This window comes from Burkholderia sp. COPS (assembly GCF_019425585.1).
GTDB lineage: Bacteria > Pseudomonadota > Gammaproteobacteria > Burkholderiales > Burkholderiaceae > Burkholderia > Burkholderia cepacia.
On sequence record NZ_WIXR01000015.1, the window covers coordinates 195,457 to 216,497 of the forward strand.

At 55.6% G+C, this 21,041-nt stretch carries 15 protein-coding genes; 5 read left to right on the forward strand and 10 right to left on the reverse strand.

The genetic code is table 11. The annotated features are described in order from the left end of the window. Positions 1–23 precede the first annotated feature (23 nt). From guaA to FOZ70_RS14020, 4 genes are all read left to right on the forward strand, one after another. Positions 24–1,643 (forward strand): glutamine-hydrolyzing GMP synthase, encoded by a 1,620-nt coding sequence (gene guaA, locus FOZ70_RS14005; protein ID WP_027787108.1) that lies wholly within the window; start codon positions 24–26, stop codon positions 1,641–1,643. 322 nt (positions 1,644–1,965) lie between these two features. After that, positions 1,966–2,715 carry a hypothetical protein gene (locus FOZ70_RS14010; protein WP_219706099.1) on the forward strand — a complete coding sequence of 250 codons (750 nt, stop codon included), beginning with the start codon at positions 1,966–1,968 and terminating at the stop codon, positions 2,713–2,715. Positions 2,716–3,211: 496 nt separating this feature from the next. Continuing rightward, complete coding sequence (locus FOZ70_RS14015; RefSeq protein ID WP_219706101.1) at positions 3,212–6,133, forward strand: DUF927 domain-containing protein; 2,922 nt, start codon at positions 3,212–3,214, stop codon at positions 6,131–6,133. 400 nt (positions 6,134–6,533) lie between these two features. After that, complete coding sequence (locus tag FOZ70_RS14020) at positions 6,534–7,622, forward strand: endonuclease NucS domain-containing protein (RefSeq protein ID WP_219706104.1); 1,089 nt, start codon at positions 6,534–6,536, stop codon at positions 7,620–7,622. A gap of 255 nt (positions 7,623–7,877) precedes the next feature. On the opposite strand, the gene FOZ70_RS14025 is transcribed toward FOZ70_RS14020, so the two are convergent. From FOZ70_RS14025 to FOZ70_RS14070, 10 genes are all read right to left on the reverse strand, one after another. Further along, positions 7,878–8,141 carry a hypothetical protein gene (locus FOZ70_RS14025; protein WP_219706106.1) on the reverse strand — a complete coding sequence of 88 codons (264 nt, stop codon included), beginning with the start codon at positions 8,139–8,141 and terminating at the stop codon, positions 7,878–7,880. Between the two features lie 94 nt (positions 8,142–8,235). Further along, a complete protein-coding gene (locus tag FOZ70_RS14030) occupies positions 8,236–8,580 on the reverse strand; it encodes a DUF3293 domain-containing protein (RefSeq protein ID WP_219706111.1) in 345 nt (114 codons plus the stop codon). Between the two features lie 110 nt (positions 8,581–8,690). Beyond that, positions 8,691–9,422 (reverse strand): SprT family zinc-dependent metalloprotease, encoded by a 732-nt coding sequence (locus FOZ70_RS14035; protein WP_219706113.1) that lies wholly within the window; start codon positions 9,420–9,422, stop codon positions 8,691–8,693. Next, entirely contained in the window at positions 9,412–12,468 is a 3,057-nt protein-coding gene (locus FOZ70_RS14040; protein WP_219706115.1) for an HsdR family type I site-specific deoxyribonuclease, read from the reverse strand. The genes FOZ70_RS14035 and FOZ70_RS14040 overlap by 11 nt, the downstream gene beginning before the upstream one ends. After that, positions 12,465–13,703, reverse strand: coding sequence for a restriction endonuclease subunit S (locus tag FOZ70_RS14045; protein ID WP_219706117.1), 1,239 nt, complete (start codon positions 13,701–13,703; stop codon positions 12,465–12,467). Before FOZ70_RS14045 ends, FOZ70_RS14040 begins: the two co-directional genes overlap by 4 nt. Beyond that, complete coding sequence (locus FOZ70_RS14050; protein WP_219706119.1) at positions 13,694–16,084, reverse strand: type I restriction-modification system subunit M; 2,391 nt, start codon at positions 16,082–16,084, stop codon at positions 13,694–13,696. Before FOZ70_RS14050 ends, FOZ70_RS14045 begins: the two co-directional genes overlap by 10 nt. 663 nt (positions 16,085–16,747) lie before the next feature. Further along, positions 16,748–17,650 carry a hydrolase or metal-binding protein gene (locus tag FOZ70_RS14055; protein WP_219706121.1) on the reverse strand — a complete coding sequence of 301 codons (903 nt, stop codon included), beginning with the start codon at positions 17,648–17,650 and terminating at the stop codon, positions 16,748–16,750. A gap of 15 nt (positions 17,651–17,665) precedes the next feature. Next, positions 17,666–18,667 (reverse strand): lambda-exonuclease family protein, encoded by a 1,002-nt coding sequence (locus FOZ70_RS14060; protein WP_219706123.1) that lies wholly within the window; start codon positions 18,665–18,667, stop codon positions 17,666–17,668. Between the two features lie 89 nt (positions 18,668–18,756). Beyond that, positions 18,757–19,722, reverse strand: a complete 966-nt coding sequence (locus FOZ70_RS14065) for a DUF932 domain-containing protein (RefSeq protein ID WP_219706126.1) — start codon at positions 19,720–19,722, stop codon at positions 18,757–18,759. A 109-nt stretch (positions 19,723–19,831) separates the two neighbouring features. Next, positions 19,832–19,975, reverse strand: a complete 144-nt coding sequence (locus FOZ70_RS14070) for a hypothetical protein (RefSeq protein WP_219706128.1) — start codon at positions 19,973–19,975, stop codon at positions 19,832–19,834. Positions 19,976–20,114: 139 nt separating this feature from the next. Here FOZ70_RS14070 and FOZ70_RS14075 point away from each other — a divergent pair, with 139 nt between their 5' ends. Continuing rightward, a complete protein-coding gene (locus tag FOZ70_RS14075; RefSeq protein ID WP_219706130.1) occupies positions 20,115–21,020 on the forward strand; it encodes a hypothetical protein in 906 nt (301 codons plus the stop codon). The last annotated feature ends 21 nt before the right edge of the window (positions 21,021–21,041 follow it).

The window sequence follows — 21,041 nt, forward strand, 5'->3', positions numbered from 1 at the left end:
TTCTCTTCATCCCGTCCGCAGCCATGCACGACAAAATCCTGATTCTCGACTTCGGTTCGCAAGTCACCCAACTGATCGCGCGCCGCGTGCGTGAAGCGCACGTCTACTGCGAAATCCATCCGAACGACGTGTCCGACGACTTCGTCCGCGAATTCGCGCCGAAGGCGGTGATCCTGTCGGGCAGCCACGCGAGCACGTACGAAGACCACCAGCTGCGCGCGCCGCAGGCCGTGTGGGATCTCGGCGTGCCGGTGCTCGGCATCTGCTACGGCATGCAGACGATGGCCGTGCAGCTCGGCGGCAAGGTCGAGTGGAGCGACCACCGCGAATTCGGTTACGCGGAAATGCGCGCGCACGGCCATACGCGCCTGCTCGACGGCATCGAGGATTTCAAGACGGACGAAGGCCACGGGATGCTGAAGGTCTGGATGAGCCACGGCGACAAGGTGGCCGAGCTGCCGCCGGGCTTCGCGCTGATGGCGTCGACGCCGAGCTGCCCGATCGCCGGGATGGCCGACGAGGCGCGCGGGTACTACGCGGTGCAGTTCCACCCGGAAGTCACGCATACGGTGAAGGGTCGCCAGATCATCGAGCGCTTCGTGCTGCAGATCGCCGGCGCGAAGCCCGACTGGATCATGAAGAATCACATCGAGGAAGCCGTCGCGAAGATCCGCGAGCAGGTCGGTGACGAGGAAGTGATTCTCGGCCTGTCGGGCGGTGTCGATTCGAGCGTCGCAGCCGCGCTGATCCATCGCGCGATCGGCGACCAGTTGACCTGCGTGTTCGTCGACCACGGCTTGCTGCGCCTCAACGAAGGCAAGATGGTGCTCGACATGTTCGAAGGCCGCCTGCATGCGAAGGTCGTTCACGTCGACGCATCCGAACAGTTCCTCGGCCACCTGGCCGGCGTGACCGATCCGGAAGCGAAACGCAAGATCATCGGCCGCGAGTTCGTCGAGGTGTTCCAGGCCGAGGCGAAGAAGCTGTCGAAGGCGAAGTGGCTCGCGCAGGGCACGATCTACCCGGACGTGGTCGAATCGGGCGGCACGAAGACGAAGAAGGCGACGACGATCAAGAGCCACCACAACGTCGGCGGCCTGCCGGAAACGCTCGGCCTGAAGCTGCTCGAGCCGCTGCGCGACCTGTTCAAGGACGAAGTGCGCGAGCTGGGTGTCGCACTCGGCCTGCCGCCGGAGATGGTGTACCGCCATCCGTTCCCGGGCCCGGGCCTCGGCGTGCGGATTCTCGGCGAAGTGAAGCGCGAGTATGCAGACCTGCTGCGCCGCGCGGACGCGATCTTCATCGAGGAACTGCGCAACACGACCGCGACCGCGCAGGATGCGGCTGCCGGCCTGTGCGGCGAAGCCGATGTCGGCAAGACCTGGTACGACCTGACGAGCCAGGCGTTCGCGGTGTTTCTGCCGGTCAAGTCGGTGGGCGTGATGGGCGATGGCCGCACGTACGACTACGTGACGTCACTGCGCGCCGTGCAGACGACCGACTTCATGACCGCACACTGGGCGCACCTGCCGTACGCGCTGCTCGGCCGCGCGTCGAATCGGATCATCAACGAAGTGCGCGGGATCAACCGGGTCGTGTACGACATCTCGGGCAAGCCGCCGGCGACGATCGAGTGGGAGTGAAAATCCTGATAAATCAGGGACTTATTCGATTCTCGCACTCGCGTATTCGTTGATGTTGCGTTAGCTCGTAACTGGATCCCTGCTTCAGTTCGTCCGCTGTCCAGGCTCAGATTTGGACAGGATTTGGACAAGAAACGGCTTGGCAGTTGCCAAGCCGTTTCGCATTGTAGCCTTTTTCTCGGGTCACACTGCTCAACCCCACGTGTGGGCAAATAGCGGGGGAATTGGGTTTGCGGCCATTGAAAATCAAAAGGATGGCACGTAGTTTCGACTGCGGCGGGTCTTTGCCCGCCGGCCGTTCGGTGCAACAGGGAGATGAACTATGCCTTCGTCCAAGAAGACTACCGAGGCAACGACCGCAGAACTGGCATGGTTCAAGCTCGACAATTACGCTGGACTCAGTCAGCTCTCGGCGCTGGGCTGGGCTGGCTTGGTGGGGGATCGTCTCGCCATACGCCGGGCTATTGATGGTGGCATTCCCGAGTCGGTGGTCAGTGTCTTCAAATCGATCAAGGCTCAGCCTCTGAAGCCGCTCGGCTCAGGTGTCCGGTACACCGGGGCTAGCCATGCGGCCAACACGGCGACGGTCAAGTCCCTGAATCTGAATCGTCTCAGGCATCTCACCGACGAGGCAGCGCTGTCGCGTGGCCACAACGGCGCTGATGCGGTTGTGGACGAATTGCTGGCTCGCAATCCCGAATCGCCTTTCCAGCGATACGCTCACGTGATGGTCTCGATCGATGCACCGAAGGATCAGATCGTCGATGACTTCGAGCGCTGGCTGGACGGGTGGCTGGCGGCTTCGGCGTCTTTGTCCGGTACGGACTTTCAAAACGGCGACTACATGGACAAGGCACGAAACAGATGGATTCCGCTACGTGCCCTACCGTGGTATGACCTTGACCTGTTCGAGCGGATGACGGGAAAAGCCGTGCCGCCGGCGTTCCGGTGGAGCCGGCTCTTTCCTGGCGTGGATGCCGAAGCACTGGAGTCGAAGAAAAAAGGTGCTCGCAATGCGGCGGCCCAATTGTTCTCGGACGACACGCTTACCGTTTTGCAGAGCATGGCCTAGCACGGCGTAGTGTGGCCACTGTTTCTCCGATCTGGAAAATTTCCGCGACGAATTTCTTTCCTGTTCATCGATCTTCGCTCCGCTGCATAATCCGATTTATCAGTCGATGATCTTCGGTTGATGGTCCAGTGCTTGTTGAGGATGTCTATTTCATCTGGAAGAAATCACCGAAACAGGCGCGGCTCTTGCGCATTCTGGATCTCGCTCTTTAACAATCGAAGTTTTCTTTTCCTGCTTCTGCGCCGGTCGACGCGGGGGCAGCGATCCCTTTTCAACCAGAAACTTGCATTACGGCAACTGGACGATGCGAGTAGGCCACTGATGGCTTGACAACACACGAGATGTCGTCAGGCGTACGCATAGGCCGACGGGATGAAGTGACTCTGTGACAGTGGTGGTTATTGCATTGTCCGAGTCGACAGTCTGGCTCTGTACCCAGGTGCAATTGAGCGCGGGAGGGTGTTCCATCCAGACGGATTCTTCGTTTATGTTTTGTATGACTAAGGAAAAAGAGAAGCAAATCGCGGCCGTTGGGGCTAATGCTCGGCAATTGCGTTCCACTCCGCGTCCATTAGGCAAACTGGATTTCGAGCAGCTTGCCGAACTTGCTTTAGGACACTTCGACACGGTCGTTGAGGAGATCCTTGAACTTGAAGGTAAGCACGAAGGCAAGGAGTTCGTGGCTTTCAATCCCCGGCGACGGGACACCGAGCTTGGTTCGTTCAAGATCAACGCCGAGACGGGGGTGTTCTGTGATTTCGCATGCCAGGACGAGTGCCGGGGCGGAGACCTGATTGCGCTCGCAGCGTATATCTGGGGGGGCAGTCAAAGCGAGGCTGCCCTGAGCTTGCAGAAAGAGTTAGAGGTGCGAGGAATTAGACTTCCCTCGAATGCCACCACTCGTGCGATGCAACCCCGCAGCATGGTCAAGACGGTCGCACCGATGCTACTCATGGCTCCGATCCCTGATGGTAGTCCGGAACTCGATGTGCGTCGTTTCTTGGCGAACGGATGTACTCTGGAAAACCGTTACGACTACGTGAATGCGAGTGGTGAACTCTGCTTCGTCCAGTTGCGTTTGCGTCGGGAGGGCGGTCAGAAGACCTTCGTAACGCTGCATGTTAAGCAGCGTGAGGATGGTGCGCTGGACTGGACCGGTGGAATGCCGGATGGTCTACGCCCGTTGTTTGGTTTGCTCGATTTGATCGAAGCTATGCCGGAACAACCGGTATTCGTTGTCGAAGGCGAAAAGGCCGCACGAGCACTGCGGCAATCGTATCCGACGATGATCGTTGTGACGTCGGCAGGCGGCGCTCAGGCACCAGCCAAGACCGACTGGTCCCCGGTGGCTGAGCGAAGGGTTCTCATCTGGCCGGATAACGATGAGGCCGGAATGAAGTACCGGGACCGCGTTGCTGCGCTGATCGGCGCCGTAGAGCCTACTACGCGGATCAGGAGTATCGATCCAGAGAAGCTCATGCGTGGCATTTGTGAGGTACAAGGCTGGGACTATGGCGAAAAGGCCGAGTCGATGCAGGGATGGGATGCCGCTGATGTAATGGCGTTGGGGCTTGACGATGACGTCGTAGGTAAACTGCTAGAGAACTCGATTGTTGATGTACCTGTTCGAATTGAGCAATGTGAATCGGTGACGCAGGCCGCTTCCGCCGACTGCGTCGCCGCGCATGTAACGTGGCAATCGGGAAAGCATTACGAAGTAACGCCGGGTGGTGTGACTGTCTGGAAACAGCAGGGAGACCAGAAGGTTCCCGTTCGTGTGTCGTCGTGCGTTGAGATCCTGCGTCAGCTCCGGGATAGTGAAAGCTCGGGGTGGAGTCTCGAACTGCGCTTGTATAAGCCCGATGGCAAGCAGCAAACCATTGTCGTGCGACGAGCGATGCTGAGCGATAACAAGGCTTTTCGGGAGACGATCAACGATCTGGGCGTGATCGTGTACAACTGGCAAGAGTTTCACGATTACCTTGCTCATGCCATTACCCGGAACACGCATGACCTGGTGCGTAGCGTGGGCTGGAATGGCCCTCTGTACGTTCAGGCGAATCGTGTCTATGGGCTGGGAGCGGAAGCAGTGGCGCTTGATCCAGACGCTCCGGTGTGCGCTGCGTTTGAGCAGTGCGGTACGCTCGAAGAATGGAATGCGCAGATCGGTCGATACTGCGAAAGAAATTCCCGTCTCATGCTCGCCGTTTGCCTGTCGCTTGCCGGACCATTTCTGCATTTGCTTGGTATCGAGCCGGGCGGTGTCCATCTGGTCGGACAAAGCAGTGTAGGGAAAACCACGGCGATGCGTGTGGCTGCATCCGTCTGGGGAAGCGTAGCGGGATTTGTTCGGTCGTGGCGTTCGACGTCGAATGGTCTCGAAGCTGTTGCGGCAAGCATGAACGATTGCGTGCTGTTGTTGGACGAGATGAACCAAGCGACGCCCTTGGAAGCCGGCGAGGTGGTTTATATGCTCGGCAACGGGCAGGGCAAAGTCCGTATGACCCGTGCCGGGGCAGGCAGCCGACTCTATCAATGGCGGCTTCTCTTCATGTCGACGGGAGAGATTCCGTTGCAGCAACACATCGAGTCGGTGGGCAAGAAAGTGCGTGCAGGCATGGACGTTCGCCTGCTGAATATTCCGGCTGACGCGGGGCGTGGTCTTGGATTGTTCGAGTCGCTGGACGTATTCGAGAGCAGCAGAGCCTTGGCGGATCACCTCAACGCTACGACTAGCGAGGTTTACGGAGTAGCGGGAGATCAATGGTTGATGTTTCTTACTGACAAGGTTTCGAACGGACAGTACCAGTCGTTTTGCCGTCAATTGAAGGAACGGCTCCGTGAAATTGAGAGGCAGTTTCCGGCCAATGGCAGCGGCCAGGTGATGCGGGCGGCCCGACGTTTCGCATTACTGGCACTTGCTGGTGAACTGGCCGTCGAGGCGGGCATCGGTGGCTGGGTTAGCGGTTCACCTACTGCCATGATGAAGCGTTGCTTCGATGAGTGGGTTCGAGAACGTGGGGGTACGGAGGCCGCTGAGGAAGCGCAGGCATTGCGGCAGGTCCAGCATTTTTTTGAGCAACACGGGCAATCCGCTTTCCAACGGCTCGTTCGAGTTCCAGGCGTTGGCGACGACTTGGAACGGGAACGGACGGTCAATAACCGGGCTGGCTATGTAGATGCCGCAGAGGAGATTTTCTACGTACTACCGGAAGTATTCCGAAATCGGGTTTGCGATGGGCTGGACTACAAGTTCGTGGCGGAAGTGCTGAGCAGACGCGGAATGCTACTCGCCGATACCAGCAAAACGGTCCGGGTACCTAGCGTCGGGTCGATTCGAGCATGGAAGATCAGCGCTCGGATCGTTGGATACTCCCCGGAGTTGACGGAGAGCGATGAAGGGCCGCAGGTAACGTAACCGTGAGGTGTGACAGCTGTGACATGGCTGTCACGCTGCTTTTCCTGCGGAAACCCTTGTCAATAAACGGTTGTGACAATGTGACAGATGTTACGTGTCAAAAAGTCAATGCAGGTCTCAGGATGGTGGAGCCATAAAGTCAGGCAGATTTCCATCGTCCTGAAGCTCTTTAAGATTGCATTGTTTCATACGTCACATTCGTCACAATGTCACATCGCTTGTCTGGCAGTGGTTTTTGAGTTTCGGGCGGTGTCGCGGTGTCGTCACGGCTGTCACGGGTGCTGGAGAAGAATTTTTTCTATATTTCTGGCTAGGGTTGACAGTCGGATTTACTTCAAATTGCAGAACGGAATGCCTAACGGATACTGCAAGAAACTAGATTATATTTTGGGAGGAGCGCATGTTTCGAGTCGACATCGAAAACAAGCAACTGATCGAGCTGAAACCTACCGGCTTTGGTGATCTTCGGCTTCGGGAGCGGTTCGACATTCAGGAGTGGATCGAGAAGGCCCCGGGGATCATTGGCGAGGGTCTGCTGATGATCGGCAAGGAAGTTATCCTTCCATCAGGAAAGCGGTTAGACCTTCTCTGTATAGACAGGGCCGCAGCGCTCGTCATCATTGAGCTAAAACGTGACGATTCCGGATCCTCCGTCGAGTGGCAAGCAATCAAATACGCTTCGTATTGCTCTGCTTTTTCGCCGGACGACATCTTCAAACAGTATGCGCAGTATCTCGGGTGTACGGAACAGGAGGCTGCTCTGGCGATTGAAGAATTCATCGCTTGCGATATAGAAGCGCTCAATAGCAGTCAGCGCATCATCCTGGTATCCAAAGAATTCAATCCAGAGGTCATTTCGGCCGTGTTGTGGTTGCGTGAATTCGGCCTTGAGATTCAGTGCACCAGGCTGGCCCCGTACTTGGACAGCGACAACCAGCTTTTCATCAAGCCCGAGACGTTGGTTCCGTTGCCTGAGGCAAAGGACTATATCGAAAGGAAGGAAACCAAGCAGCGCAATCTCTCCGATGCAATCAGGGAATGGACCGGGTACTGGTTCGTCAATGTCGGTGAAGGTCCGCATCGAACTTGGGAGGACAACCGGAAATTCAATTTCATCGGTGCAGGCCAAGGGACACGCTACTCATCGGCCCTGAGACGTCTCTCTGTCGGCGACAAGCTTTACGCCTACATGAAAGGTCTGGGGTACGTTGGCTTGGGAGAAGTTGTGAGCGCTGCGGTGATGATCCGGGACTACACATTGCCCGAAACACAGACTACTCTTCTCTCCGCCGGTTTGAAGGCCGAGCATCCTGACGAAAACTCCGACAATGAGGAGCTATCGGAATACGTCGTTGGCGTTAGGTGGCTCAAGTCTGTCGGCAAGGATCAAGCGAAGACCTTTCCCAAAATCTTCGCCAATCAAAACGTTGTCTGCAAACTTCGTGATGAAGCGACACTTAAGTTCCTTCAACAGGCGTTTGGGGTGTGACGAACGGGCCCGATCCGGCGTTCGGGGTGGCAGGGATAGTTGCCCCTGAGTGGTCGTCGTTGACCGCTGCCGCCCATTGCTTCGGTATGAGGTCCCACATCGCCCGGTTGATACTCCGGACCTTGGGCGATGGATGAGCTGACGTGAAAACGTGGAGACCCAGTGACAGCATGAACGCTTCGGCTTTGCGGGCTTTTCTCGGACTAGGACTGCCGTCTTCAAACGATCGAGCCTAGAATCCAAAATTTTCCAGCTTTAGGGCAAGACTTCGTAGCGCCAATTGTAGTTACTGTAAAGGTATTCGCCGCCGTCATCCCTGTCGGTTAGCTTGGCCCACAATCTGAACTTGGTGCCGACAGGGTAATCTCTGGACAGCTTCTTTGAGCATTCGACATGAAGGGAAATCGGATACTTACCGCCAGCAACCGGACGAATGTGAACCTTGTCACGAAGCCCAGATCGTTGCTCCGGCACAAAGCTTTCCACAACTACATACTCGTATGAATTGTCTTGGGCCATTTGCAAATCTCCTTCCTGTCCGAGTTCGGATTCGTACGCTTCTTAGATACTCATCGACGCGGTAATGCGATCGCTCAGAGCTGTCGCAGTTCCTTCATCGCAACAACAACAGTTCCGGCACAGCATCCGCTCCGCACCAGACGATTGCGTTCTGCTTGTATCGAACGCCAATCCGTTTCGCAGCCTCAAGCGAAATCCCGAGCACGAGAAGGCTTGGCTCAGCCCAATCGCTGGACGGATGGCGGCCGACGCCACTGACGAAGCGCACACCGCGTGACGTCAGTTCGTCGGTCAGCTTCTTCTGCAGAGCCGCGTTAGTTTCGTCGTCGCACTTTCGGCTGTATGGATTCCATGTGGTCAGAAAAGCGCTCGATTCGACGCCTGATGCTTCGTGTAGCGCAGCGAGCGTCTTGCTCCGCTGACCGACACGCAGCGTCATGGACCATTCACCTTCCACGCAGTATAAGGTTTCACGATAGGCTTGGATCGTGGCTGGGTTGATGTTCGAATGTGTGGTCACAAGCGCTCCCCGATTGCTTTCTGGTCTGTTCAATGAGGCCAGTCTTCGTGTACCAGTGGTGCTTGATTCAATTCTTCACGGTAGGTGCGCCAATGGGGCAGATGATGGTCCATTAACGCCATGAAACGGTCGTTGTGGTGTCGCTCCATCAAATGAACCAATTCATGGACGAGGATGTATTCAAGGCACTGGACTGGCTTTTTCGCCAGCTCAAGATTCAGCCAAATGCGGCCGGCATCGATACTACAACTGCCCCACTTGGTTTTCATCTTCTTGACGCCCCAATCGGCGACCTCGATGTCAAGCAGCGATTGCCACTTCTCAAGCATAGGGGGGATCATCGCCTTTAGTTGTTCTCGATACCAGCGCTCGATGACCTTCAGGCGCTGCTCAGCGCTCATTCCTGGCCGGACCTTGAGCTCCATCGTGGTTTTGTTGCGCAGCACGACTGTTGCGGGTCCGTCGTGAAACACGACTCTGATTCGGTAGCGTCGCCCCTGGAAGTAATGGCTCTCGCCACTGACCATTTCTCGCTTCGATTGACGAGGTTGGGCCTCGAATTTCTCTCGCTGCCTGCGGATCCATCCCAGCTTGCCGATTACCGCCAAGCGAATGGCGTCGTCGCTGACCGTGAGTGGAGCAGCTACACGCACTCGTCCATTCGGCGGATAGACTCCGAGGTGGAGGTTCTTGATCGACTTCCGGACGATTTCGACCGACAGCCCGCTCACCGTGATGTAGTGGTGAACCTCAGTAACCATGCTGACTCTTCACGAGATCGAGAATTGCATCAATTCGGGCGTCGTCTTCGCCCAGGACTGATTTGATCGCATTGCGGATCTTCCGAGTCTTCATGATATTGCTGCGCCAGTCATCCTGACGAGCAATCAAGATCGCATGATCGACGCTCACCGCGAGATTTTCGTCCTTGTCGAGGTTGTCGTACAACGCCTTCTGTTCGACGGATTTCAGCGAAGCAGGGTAGGTCGAGCCCGACGATGGACTTTGTGCCTGCTTTGCCAGCTTGACGAGTTCGGCAAGGTACTCTTCGTAGGCGACGGCATCAGCCTTTCGCTTATCGATCAAAGCGTCAAGAAGCTCGGACATCTTCTCGTAGTACTTGGGATTGATCGGCTGCTCGTCAATGATGAGCTTACGGACGTTGTTTTCAATCGTCTCTGCTACCGCATCCTTGTTCTCACGAATCCCTTTGGGAAGCTTGTCTACCGCCCCGACGCCACGCTCAACGATAAGCTGGATCAAGGACGTATCATCGAATGCGGAAATCGTCTCGCTGTCGTCAGCTCGGATGTACGTGTCAATCAGATGGCGCATGGCCGGTTCGTACATCTTCAGGTCAATGTAGTCTCCGCTGGCGAGCTTGACCTCGTTGCGAACCTTTTCGAAGTGGCTGGTTTCTTCCTTCAGGCTCTCGATTTCTGCGGACGAATAGCCCGCTTCATCAAGATCGTTAGCAATGACAGCATAGGCTCGGATGAGCGTAGCCGTGAATTTGTACAAGGCCAAGCGTATCGGCTCGTTCTCCTTCAACTGCTCGGCGTTTCCTGAGTCCTTCGCACAAAAATATCGAAGATATGCTGCGGTGTCCTTTGGTGCCTCCACCGGTTCGCAGAGAGCCTTGATAGCCTCACGGGCTTCTTCGAGGTGCTCTCGGGCCTTGATCAGGCGATCCTCCAGCAATCCGGCTACGTCGTCCTTGTCGTAACCGTCGAGCGCTCCCGAGGTGTAGTCGTGAACAGCACTACCGATGCTCTTGAAGAGATCCTTGTAGTCGATGACATACCCGTATTCCTTGTCGTCGCCATCGAGCCGGTTCACTCGGCAGATCGCCTGGAACAGTCCATGATCACGCATCTGCTTGTCGATGTACAGGTACGTCGCAGAAGGGGCATCGAAGCCGGTCAGCAGCTTGTCAACGACGATCAAGAGCTTCATCTGTCCGGGCTCGTCGATGAACTTTTTCTTGACATCCTTTTCGAACGACTCAGCATCTTGGCCGTTGAGCATCTTCGTGTAGATCTCGTACTGGCTCAGTTTTTCCGTGAGCCCTTCCGCGCTTTCACCCTTGATATCCGCAGTAGCTGGCCGATAGCTAGTGACGATTGCACACTTGCCTGCGAGGTCGGTCTTGCTGAATAGCTCGTAGTATTTGCAGGCCTGATAGATGCTTCCGGATACGAGCATCGCGTTGCCGTGACCGCTCATCAACCGATCCTTGGTTGCCATGTCGAGCAGAATGTCGGCGACGATCTTCTCCAACCGAGACTGGCTGGAAAGGACTCGCTGCATGGTCCCCCATTTCTGTTTGAGCTGGGCCTTGGCGAGGTCGGTCAGTTCCTTGGTCTTCGATTCAAACCACTGGTCGATCTTCTTTGTCGAGGTGATGTGCTGATCGACGTCACGGGCCTCGTAGCGTAGATCAAGCACCACGCCGTCACGAACAGCCTCGTCGAACTTATAGGTGTGGATGTACGAGCCGAAAACTTCGAGGCTCGTTGCCTTGTCTGCCTTGAGCAGCGGCGTACCGGTAAAGCCGATGAACATCGCATTCGGCAGGATTGCTTTCATCGCCTTATGCAGCTCGCCGGATTGGGTCCGGTGGCACTCATCGACGAAAACGTAGATGTCGCCTTTGGCCCGGAAGTCGGGCGGAAGCGCTCGCTCAATTTCCTCGACGTAACCCGCAACATCGCCGAACTCTTCGCTGTCTTCTTTGCCGCCGAACTTGTGGATTAGCGAACAGAGCAGCCACGGCGTCTTGGCGTTGAGCTTGGTGATCAGATCGCCGCCGCTCTTCGTGCGATAGATTTCCTCGTTGACGCCCTTGAAGACTTTTTCGATCTGCTCGTCCAGCTCGGTCCGGTCTGTAATGATGAGGACACGGGCATCCTTGACGTTCTCCCGAATCCACTTCGTCAACCAGACCATCGTGAGGCTCTTACCAGAACCCTGTGTGTGCCAGATAATGCCGCCTTCCCGGCGTCTCACGTGGTTCTGTGCGGCCTTGACGCCGAAGTACTGATTCTGTCGACAGAGTTTCTTCGTGCCGGCGTCGTACACGATGAAATCGTGGATCAGTTCAAGCAAGCGAGCCTTGCTGCAGACCTGGGTGACGTGGCGATCCAGCAGATTCTCGATCGGACTATCTTCCTTCCACGTAAGGTAGTACTTCTCCTGCGTTTCGATGGTGCCGTAGCGAAGTCCCTCGGTATCGTTGGCCGCCATGACGAATTGCATGGTCGAAAAGAAGTGCTGAATGAACACTTTCTTCTGGTTGTCGAGGTTCTGCCGGATGCCTTGCGAGACTGAGACGGTGGAGCGCTTCAGTTCGAGCACTCCGAGAGCGATACCGTTCACATAGAGAACGATGTCAGGGCGCTTCGTGTTGGCTTTCGGATCAGCACCGTTAACTGTCACTTCCTCTGCGATACCAAAGTCGTTGCTGAGGGGGTGTTTCCAGTCAATCAGCCAGACAGTCTGCACTTGCTCGCCAATTTCCGGCTTGACGTGAATGCCGTAGCGAAGCATCTCGTACACAGCCTTGTTCCGGTCGTAGATGCTCTTGCTTTGGTCGCCTGCGGCCTTATCGAGAAGGTGTATGGCTCGGGTGATGAGGGCATCGTCGTAGCCCTGTCGCTTGAGGAAACTGCTCAACAGTTCGTGGTCGACGTTCCGGTTCCCGGCACGGTCGATCCAATTGCCCAGGTACTCGTACCCCAGCGAGTCTCGAAACAGCTTGACGACACGCTCCTGCGTCTTCTTCTCTTTTTGGCCGACAGTGCTCATACGAGACGGATTCTCCCAGTCAACAGTTCTTGCATCATCCCTTGCTTGAGGGCACGGGTCTTGTCCCGCTTGTGTTCGAGTGCGGCAATTTCATTGTCCATGTCGGAGAGGATCGAGGCGATAGCGATTTGCTCCGACAATGCAGGATATGGAATTTGCACGGAAGCCAAAGCAGCGGAATTCAGCGTGTATCCCTTTACCGCCTGCTTCCCGTATTGTGAGAAGTCAACTCGCCCCAGCGTGTGATAAAGGTATTCCGGATTTGCCTTAAGGTTACCAAATCGACAAATCGCCTCATTTGAATACATTTCACGCCCAGTAAACGCAACTCGACCGATGCTCAACTTGAAGCTCATGACGAGTGTACCTTTTGGAATTGCGCTCATTTGCTGAGCGGCAAGCTCGGTTATTTCCTCTTTTGTTTCGAAGACATATTTTTCCTTCAGGTCGGCGATCGAGAGCCAAGGGTAACCTCTTCCCCAGTATGCTTGCACTCGTCGACTTGGGGTTCCGCCCATACTTATTTGAGATATCTCACCGAGCCGCCTTACCTCCCAATCCCCGCTAAACCCCGGAAGACGTTGCTTGCCCGTGAGCAATTGCTGCATCGTGGCTTGCTTGATGTCACGCTTTTTGGCGATGAGGTGATCCAGCGACGCGAGCAGGGCGTCAACGTCGGAGAGTGCGGTGGCGATCGTTCTCTGTTCTGTGACGGGAGGGCATAGTAATGGAAGCCGGCGAAGTATGCCGAGGTTTATATGTGGAACGCCCGTTTGAATGGCGTTTTCCCGAATCATTTCCTGGAAAGGCTGACTCGTGAATAGGTGATGAACGAACGATGGATCGGCAAGCTCTGGGTTCAGAGTTGCTTTCATCTGACTCTGAGAGATCAGGTACCGCGTATACGGTTTATCGGGAACAAGAGAAACTTGTCCAAGCGTACCACGCTGCGTAAATACAATGTCCTTTGGAGCAGCAAGGTTCGCCTCTAGCGATTTAGCTTTGGCGTGCGATACGAATACAAAGGTGCCCTCCACCCAGCGGGGTCCCATGTTCTGTCCACGAATTACGGGTACGCCTGCTTGGACATAGTCTTTGGAAACGAGGTCTGATCCGAATGGCCCTCCTACGATTGCATTGCGTGTATTAGACGCTGCCGCCCCGACAGTTACCACATTCCAAGTCTCTGGAATCATCCCGACTTCGGTCTGCTTGAAACCAGGCTTCAGTTCCATGCGAACCCCATCTTCTTCAGATGTTCATCGACACGAGCAGCGAGCGCCTCAACCTCAGTCGTGAGCTTCGGCAGTGGCGTTGTATAACGGTCAGCCAGCTCTTTAATGCGACTGGTGAGCGCCTGCGACACTCGATCAAGCTCGGTTTGGACGTCCGCGGCGAGCGTAGCCAGCCACTTATCGTCTACGACCAACATCTTGACCTCCGATTCGGTCAGCTTGCTGTACTGCACTACGACCTTGGCATCGAGTGCCTTCTGTGCGTCCTTCACTTTCTTGTTCGCCGCAGCTTCCTGTTCGATCAGTTCGAGGTATTCGTTCAGAATCTTGCGTTCGTCGGTAGCATCAGGATCCTTCTTGATTTCCGATAGTCGTGCCTTGACGCTGGCCTTCGTGAGCTTTCCATTTTCAGTCTTTGCTTCGGCCAGCAGTCCTTCCTCGCCACCATGCTCTTCGTCGAGTTCCTCCATCCGGCGGGAGATAGCATCTCGCTCAGCCTCGAGCTGTTCGATGACCTTCGCCTCTTCATTGAAGTAGCGAGCGACGACAAGCGCAGTCGAAATCAGATCCGTGTTCGGCTTACCATCAGCGAGTGCTATCCATCCGTCATGGACCAACATGTACACATCGTCCTGCATCGTGTCCGCCCAGTAACTCATTAGGTGCTGATACACGTCGTAGGTATCGAGAAGCGGTACGGCCTTGAATGTGTCGAGCAGGCTTTCCGAGATGATCTCGATCAGTGCCTTGGGATGGTCACCCACCTTCATGCTGGTAAGAAGCGAGCGGTTGCCTGCCTTCCATTCATCGAAATGGGAATGCACCGTATCCGTGAATGCATCGAACTCTGCATGGCCGAAAATCGTTGCCTTGATCTCGTTCGCCGGAACTTTCAGTTCACTATAGCCAGGCCGTTCCGCCGCACAAAACAGAGCCGACCGAATTCCGGGCAGCACGTCCCAGTAGCGGACAAGGTCGTCAATATCATGATCGGGAATGCCGCCAAGTAGGTGAGCTGCGATATCCTGCAAGTCTTCGGGCTCGGTGCTGTCGATGTACCTCGGGATGTTCAGGTTGAAGTCGTTGTCAGCGATTTCCGAAACGGGCGCAAGGCGGGAAAATTTCGGGATCTCGGTCTGCTTGTTGAAGGCGTCAACGATCTTGTGAATGTCCTGGGCTCGCAGGCGGTTCTTGTTGCCGTCCTTCACGTAGCCTTTACTAGCATCGATCATGAAGATGCCCTTGCGAGCACCAGCATGTTCCTTGTCGAGCACAATGATGCATGCAGGGATGCCCGTGCCGTAGAACAGGTTGGCCGGCAGGCCGATGATGCCCTTGATGTAGCCTCGCTGGACGATCTGCCTCCGGATCGCACCTTCAGCTCCGCCCCGAAAGAGAACACCGTGAGGAAGAATGACCGCTCCCTTGCCAGTGCTTCTGAGCGAGGTCAGGATGTGCAGCAGAAAGGCATAATCACCGTTTTTCTCCGGCGGAATGCCCAGGTCGAATCGGTGATACAGGTCGTTTTCAGGATCGAATCCGTTACCCCAGGCTTTCGTCGAAAACGGGGGATTAGCGACGACGAAGTCGAAGGTCTTCAGAAGGCCGTTGGCCTGGACGAAGTGAGGGCTAGACAGTGAATTATCCTTCCAGATTTCCGCTGTCGGGCAATCGTGGAGGATCATGTTCATCTTGGCTAGTGCGGACGTGGCGTTGTCCATTTCCTGGCCGTAGATAGTCAGGTCAACTCCAGCGGAGCCCTTGGCTTCGTCGTGAGCCTTGATGAGCAGCGATCCCGAGCCGCATGTGGGATCGTAGATTGTCTGGTCCGAACTCGTGGCGCTCCCGATGCCGATCACCTTCGCCATGACACGGGAGACTTCGGCTGGGGTGTAGAACTGTCCCTTCGATTTCCCGGAGTCGGTTGCGAAGTGGCGCATCAGATACTCGTATGCGTCACCTAAGATGTCATCGCCTTCGGCCCGATTCGACCGGAAGTCGAGCTCGGGGGTGTCGAAGATTGAAACGAGGTTGGACAGACGGTCCACCATCTCCTTGCCTTTGCCGAGCTTCTCGGGATCGTTGAAGTCGGCGACATCGATCACGCCCTTCAGGTCGTTCGCTTCGGCAAGCTTGCTGATGATCTTGTTGAGCTTATCGCCAATCTCCTTGTCGCCCTTCAAGGCAACCATGTCGGCGAAGCTCCCCCCGGCTGGTACATCGAGTAGAGCGTCTGGTTGGCCAGAATATTTGTCGGAAACGTACTTGACAAACAGCAGTACGAGAACGTAGTCCTTGTACTGGGAGGCGTCCATGCCTCCACGAAGTTCGTCGCAGCCCTTCCAGAGGGAACTGTACAGCTCAGATTTCTTGATTGCCATAGATGGTATTTGGTCAACAGCGGCCCGGGATGCTTGGCAGAGGCTGATCTAGCGACGCTCCGTCCACGCCCAGAGATATTGCGGGATTTTACAGGTGTCGGCGGCACGACAGGAGGAGAAAGGGGGCGTTACTGGCGTGGCGCTTATGTGACGAGCGTGTTAGCTGGAAACCCGCTCCAGATAAGGCTTGTGACAAGGTGACAAATGTGACAAGAGAAAGAGCACGAATTTGCGGGAGGCATCGGATTTCCCGCTGCTGTTCTGCCTCCCCCTCAACGTGATACAGGTTGGTTTTCCAGTTGTCACATCTGTCACCTTGTCACAAGCGTTGCTGGGCATGGGTTTCATCCTGTCACCGACCGGATTATGCATGTCACGGCTGTCACGGCGATCGAGGGCTTGGCCTCTGGTCACGTCCGCCAACGAATTTCCAAAATTCGGCGGGCGGCGGAAGGGCTCAGTCGTTGCGGAAGAACGATCCGGCAAACTACGGCACGCTGAGTCGATTGAACCTAAAAAAGCTCTCGCCGAAGCAAGAGCACCAGGCATTTCACTGCCCGACAAAGCAGTTCAGCAACCTCTGTCCGAAGTAGAGCCAGGTGACGCCGATGACGATCCAGACGACCGGAGCGATGACGAGCCAGAAGATAGCGTGGGGGAGGATCATTGCTCATTCCCTTGTCTCGAAGCGACACGACGATCGAGCTTGGACTTCAGACTCGCATTGCCAGCGCCGCCACCAGCTTCAGCATCGGCTCCGCCGTTGTCTTCCAGGTAGAACTCTTCGACAACAGCAGGAACGTCTTCGCTCGACTCCTCGAACGCGCCGTTGCCGAACCCAAGCCGTGCTGCAACGTCGAGTGCGGCTTGGTCGAAGCCTCCAGCCTTCCGCTCACTGTCGACCTTGCGAGCATATGCAATGGCCTCTGTCAACGTGAAGCAGGATCCGACAACAAGATCGACGTAGTAGATGGCCGTGCGATAGCTTTGCGTGGTCGACTTCCCCCTTAGCCGAAGTTCCAACGGCATGGATGCAAGCAATCCGCCCGACACCGCACTGAAGTAATGAAGCCGCGCTGCCAAAGTCCGAATCGAGTTGTACGACGTGGTTCTGAAGATGAACGTGCCGAACTCGTCTTCTTCGCCGATTACGACGTTCAACCGACCGTACGGCTTACACTGCCCATTACTATAGGGGCAGGCGTCCGGCGACGGGCAAGGCAGCGCTTCCATACCATCGTTCGTGACGCGACGACATGTCTCGCCATTCCCCACGCACATCGGCCGCCCGGTGCCACGATCGAACAGTGAGTATTCTGACCGCAGATTCAGATCCGGATCGTTGAACAGCAACTGGATCGGAATCGAGCGTAGCTTGCCGTTATCGCTAGCGGCACGCAGCCCTTCATCGAAGCGATGGAGAATCCAGCCGTCCCTATTCTGGACCTGGGTGGTGATCGTGAACTGATCGTCCTTCTCGGGGAGACGCTTGCCATTCTTCTCGACAACACGACCAATCGAAATCCGCCCAATGACAGGCGGCGTGATTGCAAGACCTTTCAACATTGCTGCCTCCTTGGGCTAGACTGAAACGAGGAATCGACGGGAGCCGGGTTTGGTGACGGCATACTGCGATGCCAGTTCCGGGTGATCGGAAAGGAGCTTCTTCAGGTCGATGCCCGAGCCGTCCTTGCTTCGCTTGAAGGACACTTCGCCGGTTTCGAAGACGGCCCGAGAAGCGTCGCCCATCGCCTGCTGGATACGTTGCTTGAGTTGCGATTCGACTCGTTCTCGGGTTTCGATCTCAGTTCGAACGCTGACGAGATCAGCAAATGTTGCTGACATCAATCGATCCTCGGAGAAATCGACTGTGCACCCAGCGTCTCCGGGAAACAGGCAACGCAAAGCTCGATCAGCGGAATCGGAACCGTCAGCCGGTGGCGGCGTGTCGGTTTCGACGTACTGCCAGAACTGCGCTTCGAGTTCGATCAGCCTCTCGATGAGTTCGTCGTCCCGGTCAATGCGATGTACGTCTAGTTGCTGGCCGCAGACGAGAGCGGCAACATGTGCAGCCTGCTTACCCGTCACGGCGAGTTGATGCTGAACCTGAAGTTCCACGTATTCCGGCACGCCATCCCGCCAAAGCTTCGCTCCATTGATCCCGGCGGTCTTGCATTCGAGAATCTGGACATCAGGCACCCCGACGACTTCCCGATCGAGATTCGCCAGCATGAATGGAACAGTCGGATGACGAAGAACGGCGTTCACTTTGCGCACCCGGTTGCCTGTCTGCTGCGTATATGCAGCGGCGACGATGGGTTCGAGGAGTGTTCCCCAGTACACCGGTGTCGTTGTGTCCTTCGGATCGGGCTTTTCGAGGCCAGCGTCACGACCGGTTTTTTCCAACCACAGTTCGAGCTGGCTCTTGTACGGATTCAAACCGACCGAAGCGGCAGCGTCACTGCCACCGATCCCGGACTTCCTTACCGTCAGCCAGTCGTCTCGGGCCAGCGTCTTGGTTTCGACAAGGCGAAGTGCTGCACGCCTGCGGGTTGCCCCGACAGTGCCTGTTGCAATACTCATGTTTAGCTCCTTGAAATGAAAGAAGCCCGGTGGACCGAAGTTCAAGCCGGGCTGTGTTAGACGAAATAACTTATGGACTACTATTTGTTTTAGGTGACAAAGCGCATAGCCTCATCCCACGCCCGTTGCTTCAGCGTTGCGCCATTTCCGAACCAAGCTGTATCCCGGCGATGATCGTCGCTGCGAGCCCGGCGATGATGGTCGATGTACTCCGTCACGGAATTGACAAGGCCCCATGCCGTACCGGTGGCAGAAGCAAGGTCCGAGCCTTTCCCGCTTCCGGCGAACAACTCTGCCGTTGCTTTGATGGCCCGTTCGTTTGTCCCCGTATCGATAGAAGCGGGAAGCGAGGATGGGGTATAGGCGAAGACACGGCGGAAATACTCTTGAGCGGTGTCTTGCTTGATCTTCCGTTCCGACAAGGCACGCATCCGAACCATGAACGCGTCCCACGACGACACGGCAATGCCGAGTTGTCGTTTCACTGCAAGCGGATCAAACTGACTGCGATGCGGAACCTTGATCGCTCCATTACTGTCTCCCAGGGCGATTTGCAGGGTGTTGTTGCAGACGACGCGCACCGATGTGAACTGCGCCGTCGTCGCCATCGTCCCGTCACAGGCTGTAGCCAGTAGAAGGTAGCCGTTCACTTCGTCGTTACCCTTCAGGCTGACGGTCTGGCCGGTCCGGGCCAACGCCCAAAGCTTCTTGCCACCTTTCAATACCCCGGCGGTTTCAAGCTCGAAGCCGCCCACTTCGGTCAGGTCCCGGTAGAACTCAAGAATCTGCATCGGCTGAACGACCTTGTAGCGATCCGAGACAACTGACAGCGGCTCCTTCGTGTCGCTGCGGTAAAGCACCTTCTGTGCGGGGAAAGCGTGAATCGTGCCGAGACCGTCGCCGCCAGTAACGAAACGTACTTCGGACGATTCGATGACCCAGTCCATGCCCGCCTGCCGAGCCCACACTTCGAGGGGTTGATTCGGGGCAAGCTGATTGCCGAGGCCGTGCCAGGGTACCTCCCCGACGTAGGCCATTGATTTGACGAGATGCATATGAGCTCCATGAATAGACGAGCACAACCAGCCCGGGCGATACCGGGCATGTGCAGCGTTGAAAAGGGGAAAAGACCTGCCAGAACAGCAGGGGGAAGATCAGGTAGGATCAGTCAGCGAAGTCCGGATCGTAGCCGGAACCATCGTCCGAACGGCGCAGGTTGCCCATCAACCGGGCTTTGAGATAAGCAGTGACTGCGCTGACAGCTTCAATCAAAATGACAAGCAGAAAACTTGCGACGGCGTTCTTCATTGCGGCTCCTTGAGGCAAAATCGGAGACTGATAAGTCTCCACATTGCTCTTATACCAAGGACGTGATAAATAGTTGACGATTTGTGTTGTATGCTGTGATAGACATAGCTTGATTTCAAGGCTCCCTGGATAAAAATATATGAGCTCTCTATATCAAAGATTCATTGAGCATTATGTCGGAAAGGCAGGAAATCCGGCTATTCGGAAAATTTACGATGATTCATGGCTGGGAATTGATAGGACAAAAGAGGTCCCTGCGGTTAAAAGTTATTTGCTTGATGGCGGTGTTGGTGTTGATTATTTAAACAATAATTTGTCACCATTGCTTTCGAGTGGAGGCTTTCAGGTCAAGTTTGCGAGTCTGTTTTGCCACAAAAAACCTGGGGTTAAGCGAACCTCTGCGTGCAAGGCAAATCATCCCGGTGATACACCCGGCTGTGAGTTAGGTGATTTGTTTGTGCTTTTTATTCTAATGGATGGGGGTGACAATCTACATTATGCCGCCGGAGCCCTGTGTCAAGCCAAAGTTGAGCCAAAGCTTGACTCGCTCTCTCAGAAGGCACTGTATGATTTTGATTCGGAATTTGATGTTCCGAGGTACTTGAGCGAACGCCCGGGATCGCCCGGCTCAAGGAGGGCTATGCCGACATATGCGGAAGGCCGAGGACGGGCGCTCCGGTATTTGATTTTACAGGATGAACCATCAAAAAACGTGACTGCACGAAATGTTCCTTGGGAGAAAAATTTTCGCCCTAAGTGGTCTTCATTGATTGATGGCCTTATCACCGGGAGCGACGGAATGAGAATTGATTTTAATTCAAGCCCTTCGTCTAATTGGGATTGCATGGCTTCAGATTTGCTTTATGTTGGGCTCGCGGTGCCCAAAAAGAAGCCGTCACGTGGAAATAACATTGCTACCCAAGTGGCCACGTCATTGTTTAATAGTTTTTCGAATCTTGGGGAGTATTCGGTCGAAACTCAGGATGAAGGCGTATCGACAATGCTCATCATTGCTCACGCACCCGATCAAGGATTAAGAAAATAAATTTAGATGAAAGGCATTGGA

Excerpts from the sequence above, each read along its gene's own strand:
- guaA (WP_027787108.1), top strand. The coding sequence starts at position 24 with ATGCACGACAAAATCCTGATTCTCGACTTCGGTTCGCAAGTCACCCAA.
- FOZ70_RS14010 (WP_219706099.1), top strand. The coding sequence starts at position 1,966 with ATGCCTTCGTCCAAGAAGACTACCGAGGCAACGACCGCAGAACTGGCA.
- FOZ70_RS14015 (WP_219706101.1), top strand. The coding sequence starts at position 3,212 with ATGACTAAGGAAAAAGAGAAGCAAATCGCGGCCGTTGGGGCTAATGCT.
- FOZ70_RS14020 (WP_219706104.1), top strand. The coding sequence starts at position 6,534 with ATGTTTCGAGTCGACATCGAAAACAAGCAACTGATCGAGCTGAAACCT.
- FOZ70_RS14025 (WP_219706106.1), bottom strand. The coding sequence starts at position 8,141 with ATGGCCCAAGACAATTCATACGAGTATGTAGTTGTGGAAAGCTTTGTG.
- FOZ70_RS14030 (WP_219706111.1), bottom strand. The coding sequence starts at position 8,580 with ATGACGCTGCGTGTCGGTCAGCGGAGCAAGACGCTCGCTGCGCTACAC.
- FOZ70_RS14035 (WP_219706113.1), bottom strand. The coding sequence starts at position 9,422 with ATGGTTACTGAGGTTCACCACTACATCACGGTGAGCGGGCTGTCGGTC.
- FOZ70_RS14040 (WP_219706115.1), bottom strand. The coding sequence starts at position 12,468 with ATGAGCACTGTCGGCCAAAAAGAGAAGAAGACGCAGGAGCGTGTCGTC.
- FOZ70_RS14045 (WP_219706117.1), bottom strand. The coding sequence starts at position 13,703 with ATGGAACTGAAGCCTGGTTTCAAGCAGACCGAAGTCGGGATGATTCCA.
- FOZ70_RS14050 (WP_219706119.1), bottom strand. The coding sequence starts at position 16,084 with ATGGCAATCAAGAAATCTGAGCTGTACAGTTCCCTCTGGAAGGGCTGC.
- FOZ70_RS14055 (WP_219706121.1), bottom strand. The coding sequence starts at position 17,650 with ATGTTGAAAGGTCTTGCAATCACGCCGCCTGTCATTGGGCGGATTTCG.
- FOZ70_RS14060 (WP_219706123.1), bottom strand. The coding sequence starts at position 18,667 with ATGAGTATTGCAACAGGCACTGTCGGGGCAACCCGCAGGCGTGCAGCA.
- FOZ70_RS14065 (WP_219706126.1), bottom strand. The coding sequence starts at position 19,722 with ATGCATCTCGTCAAATCAATGGCCTACGTCGGGGAGGTACCCTGGCAC.
- FOZ70_RS14070 (WP_219706128.1), bottom strand. The coding sequence starts at position 19,975 with ATGAAGAACGCCGTCGCAAGTTTTCTGCTTGTCATTTTGATTGAAGCT.
- FOZ70_RS14075 (WP_219706130.1), top strand. The coding sequence starts at position 20,115 with ATGAGCTCTCTATATCAAAGATTCATTGAGCATTATGTCGGAAAGGCA.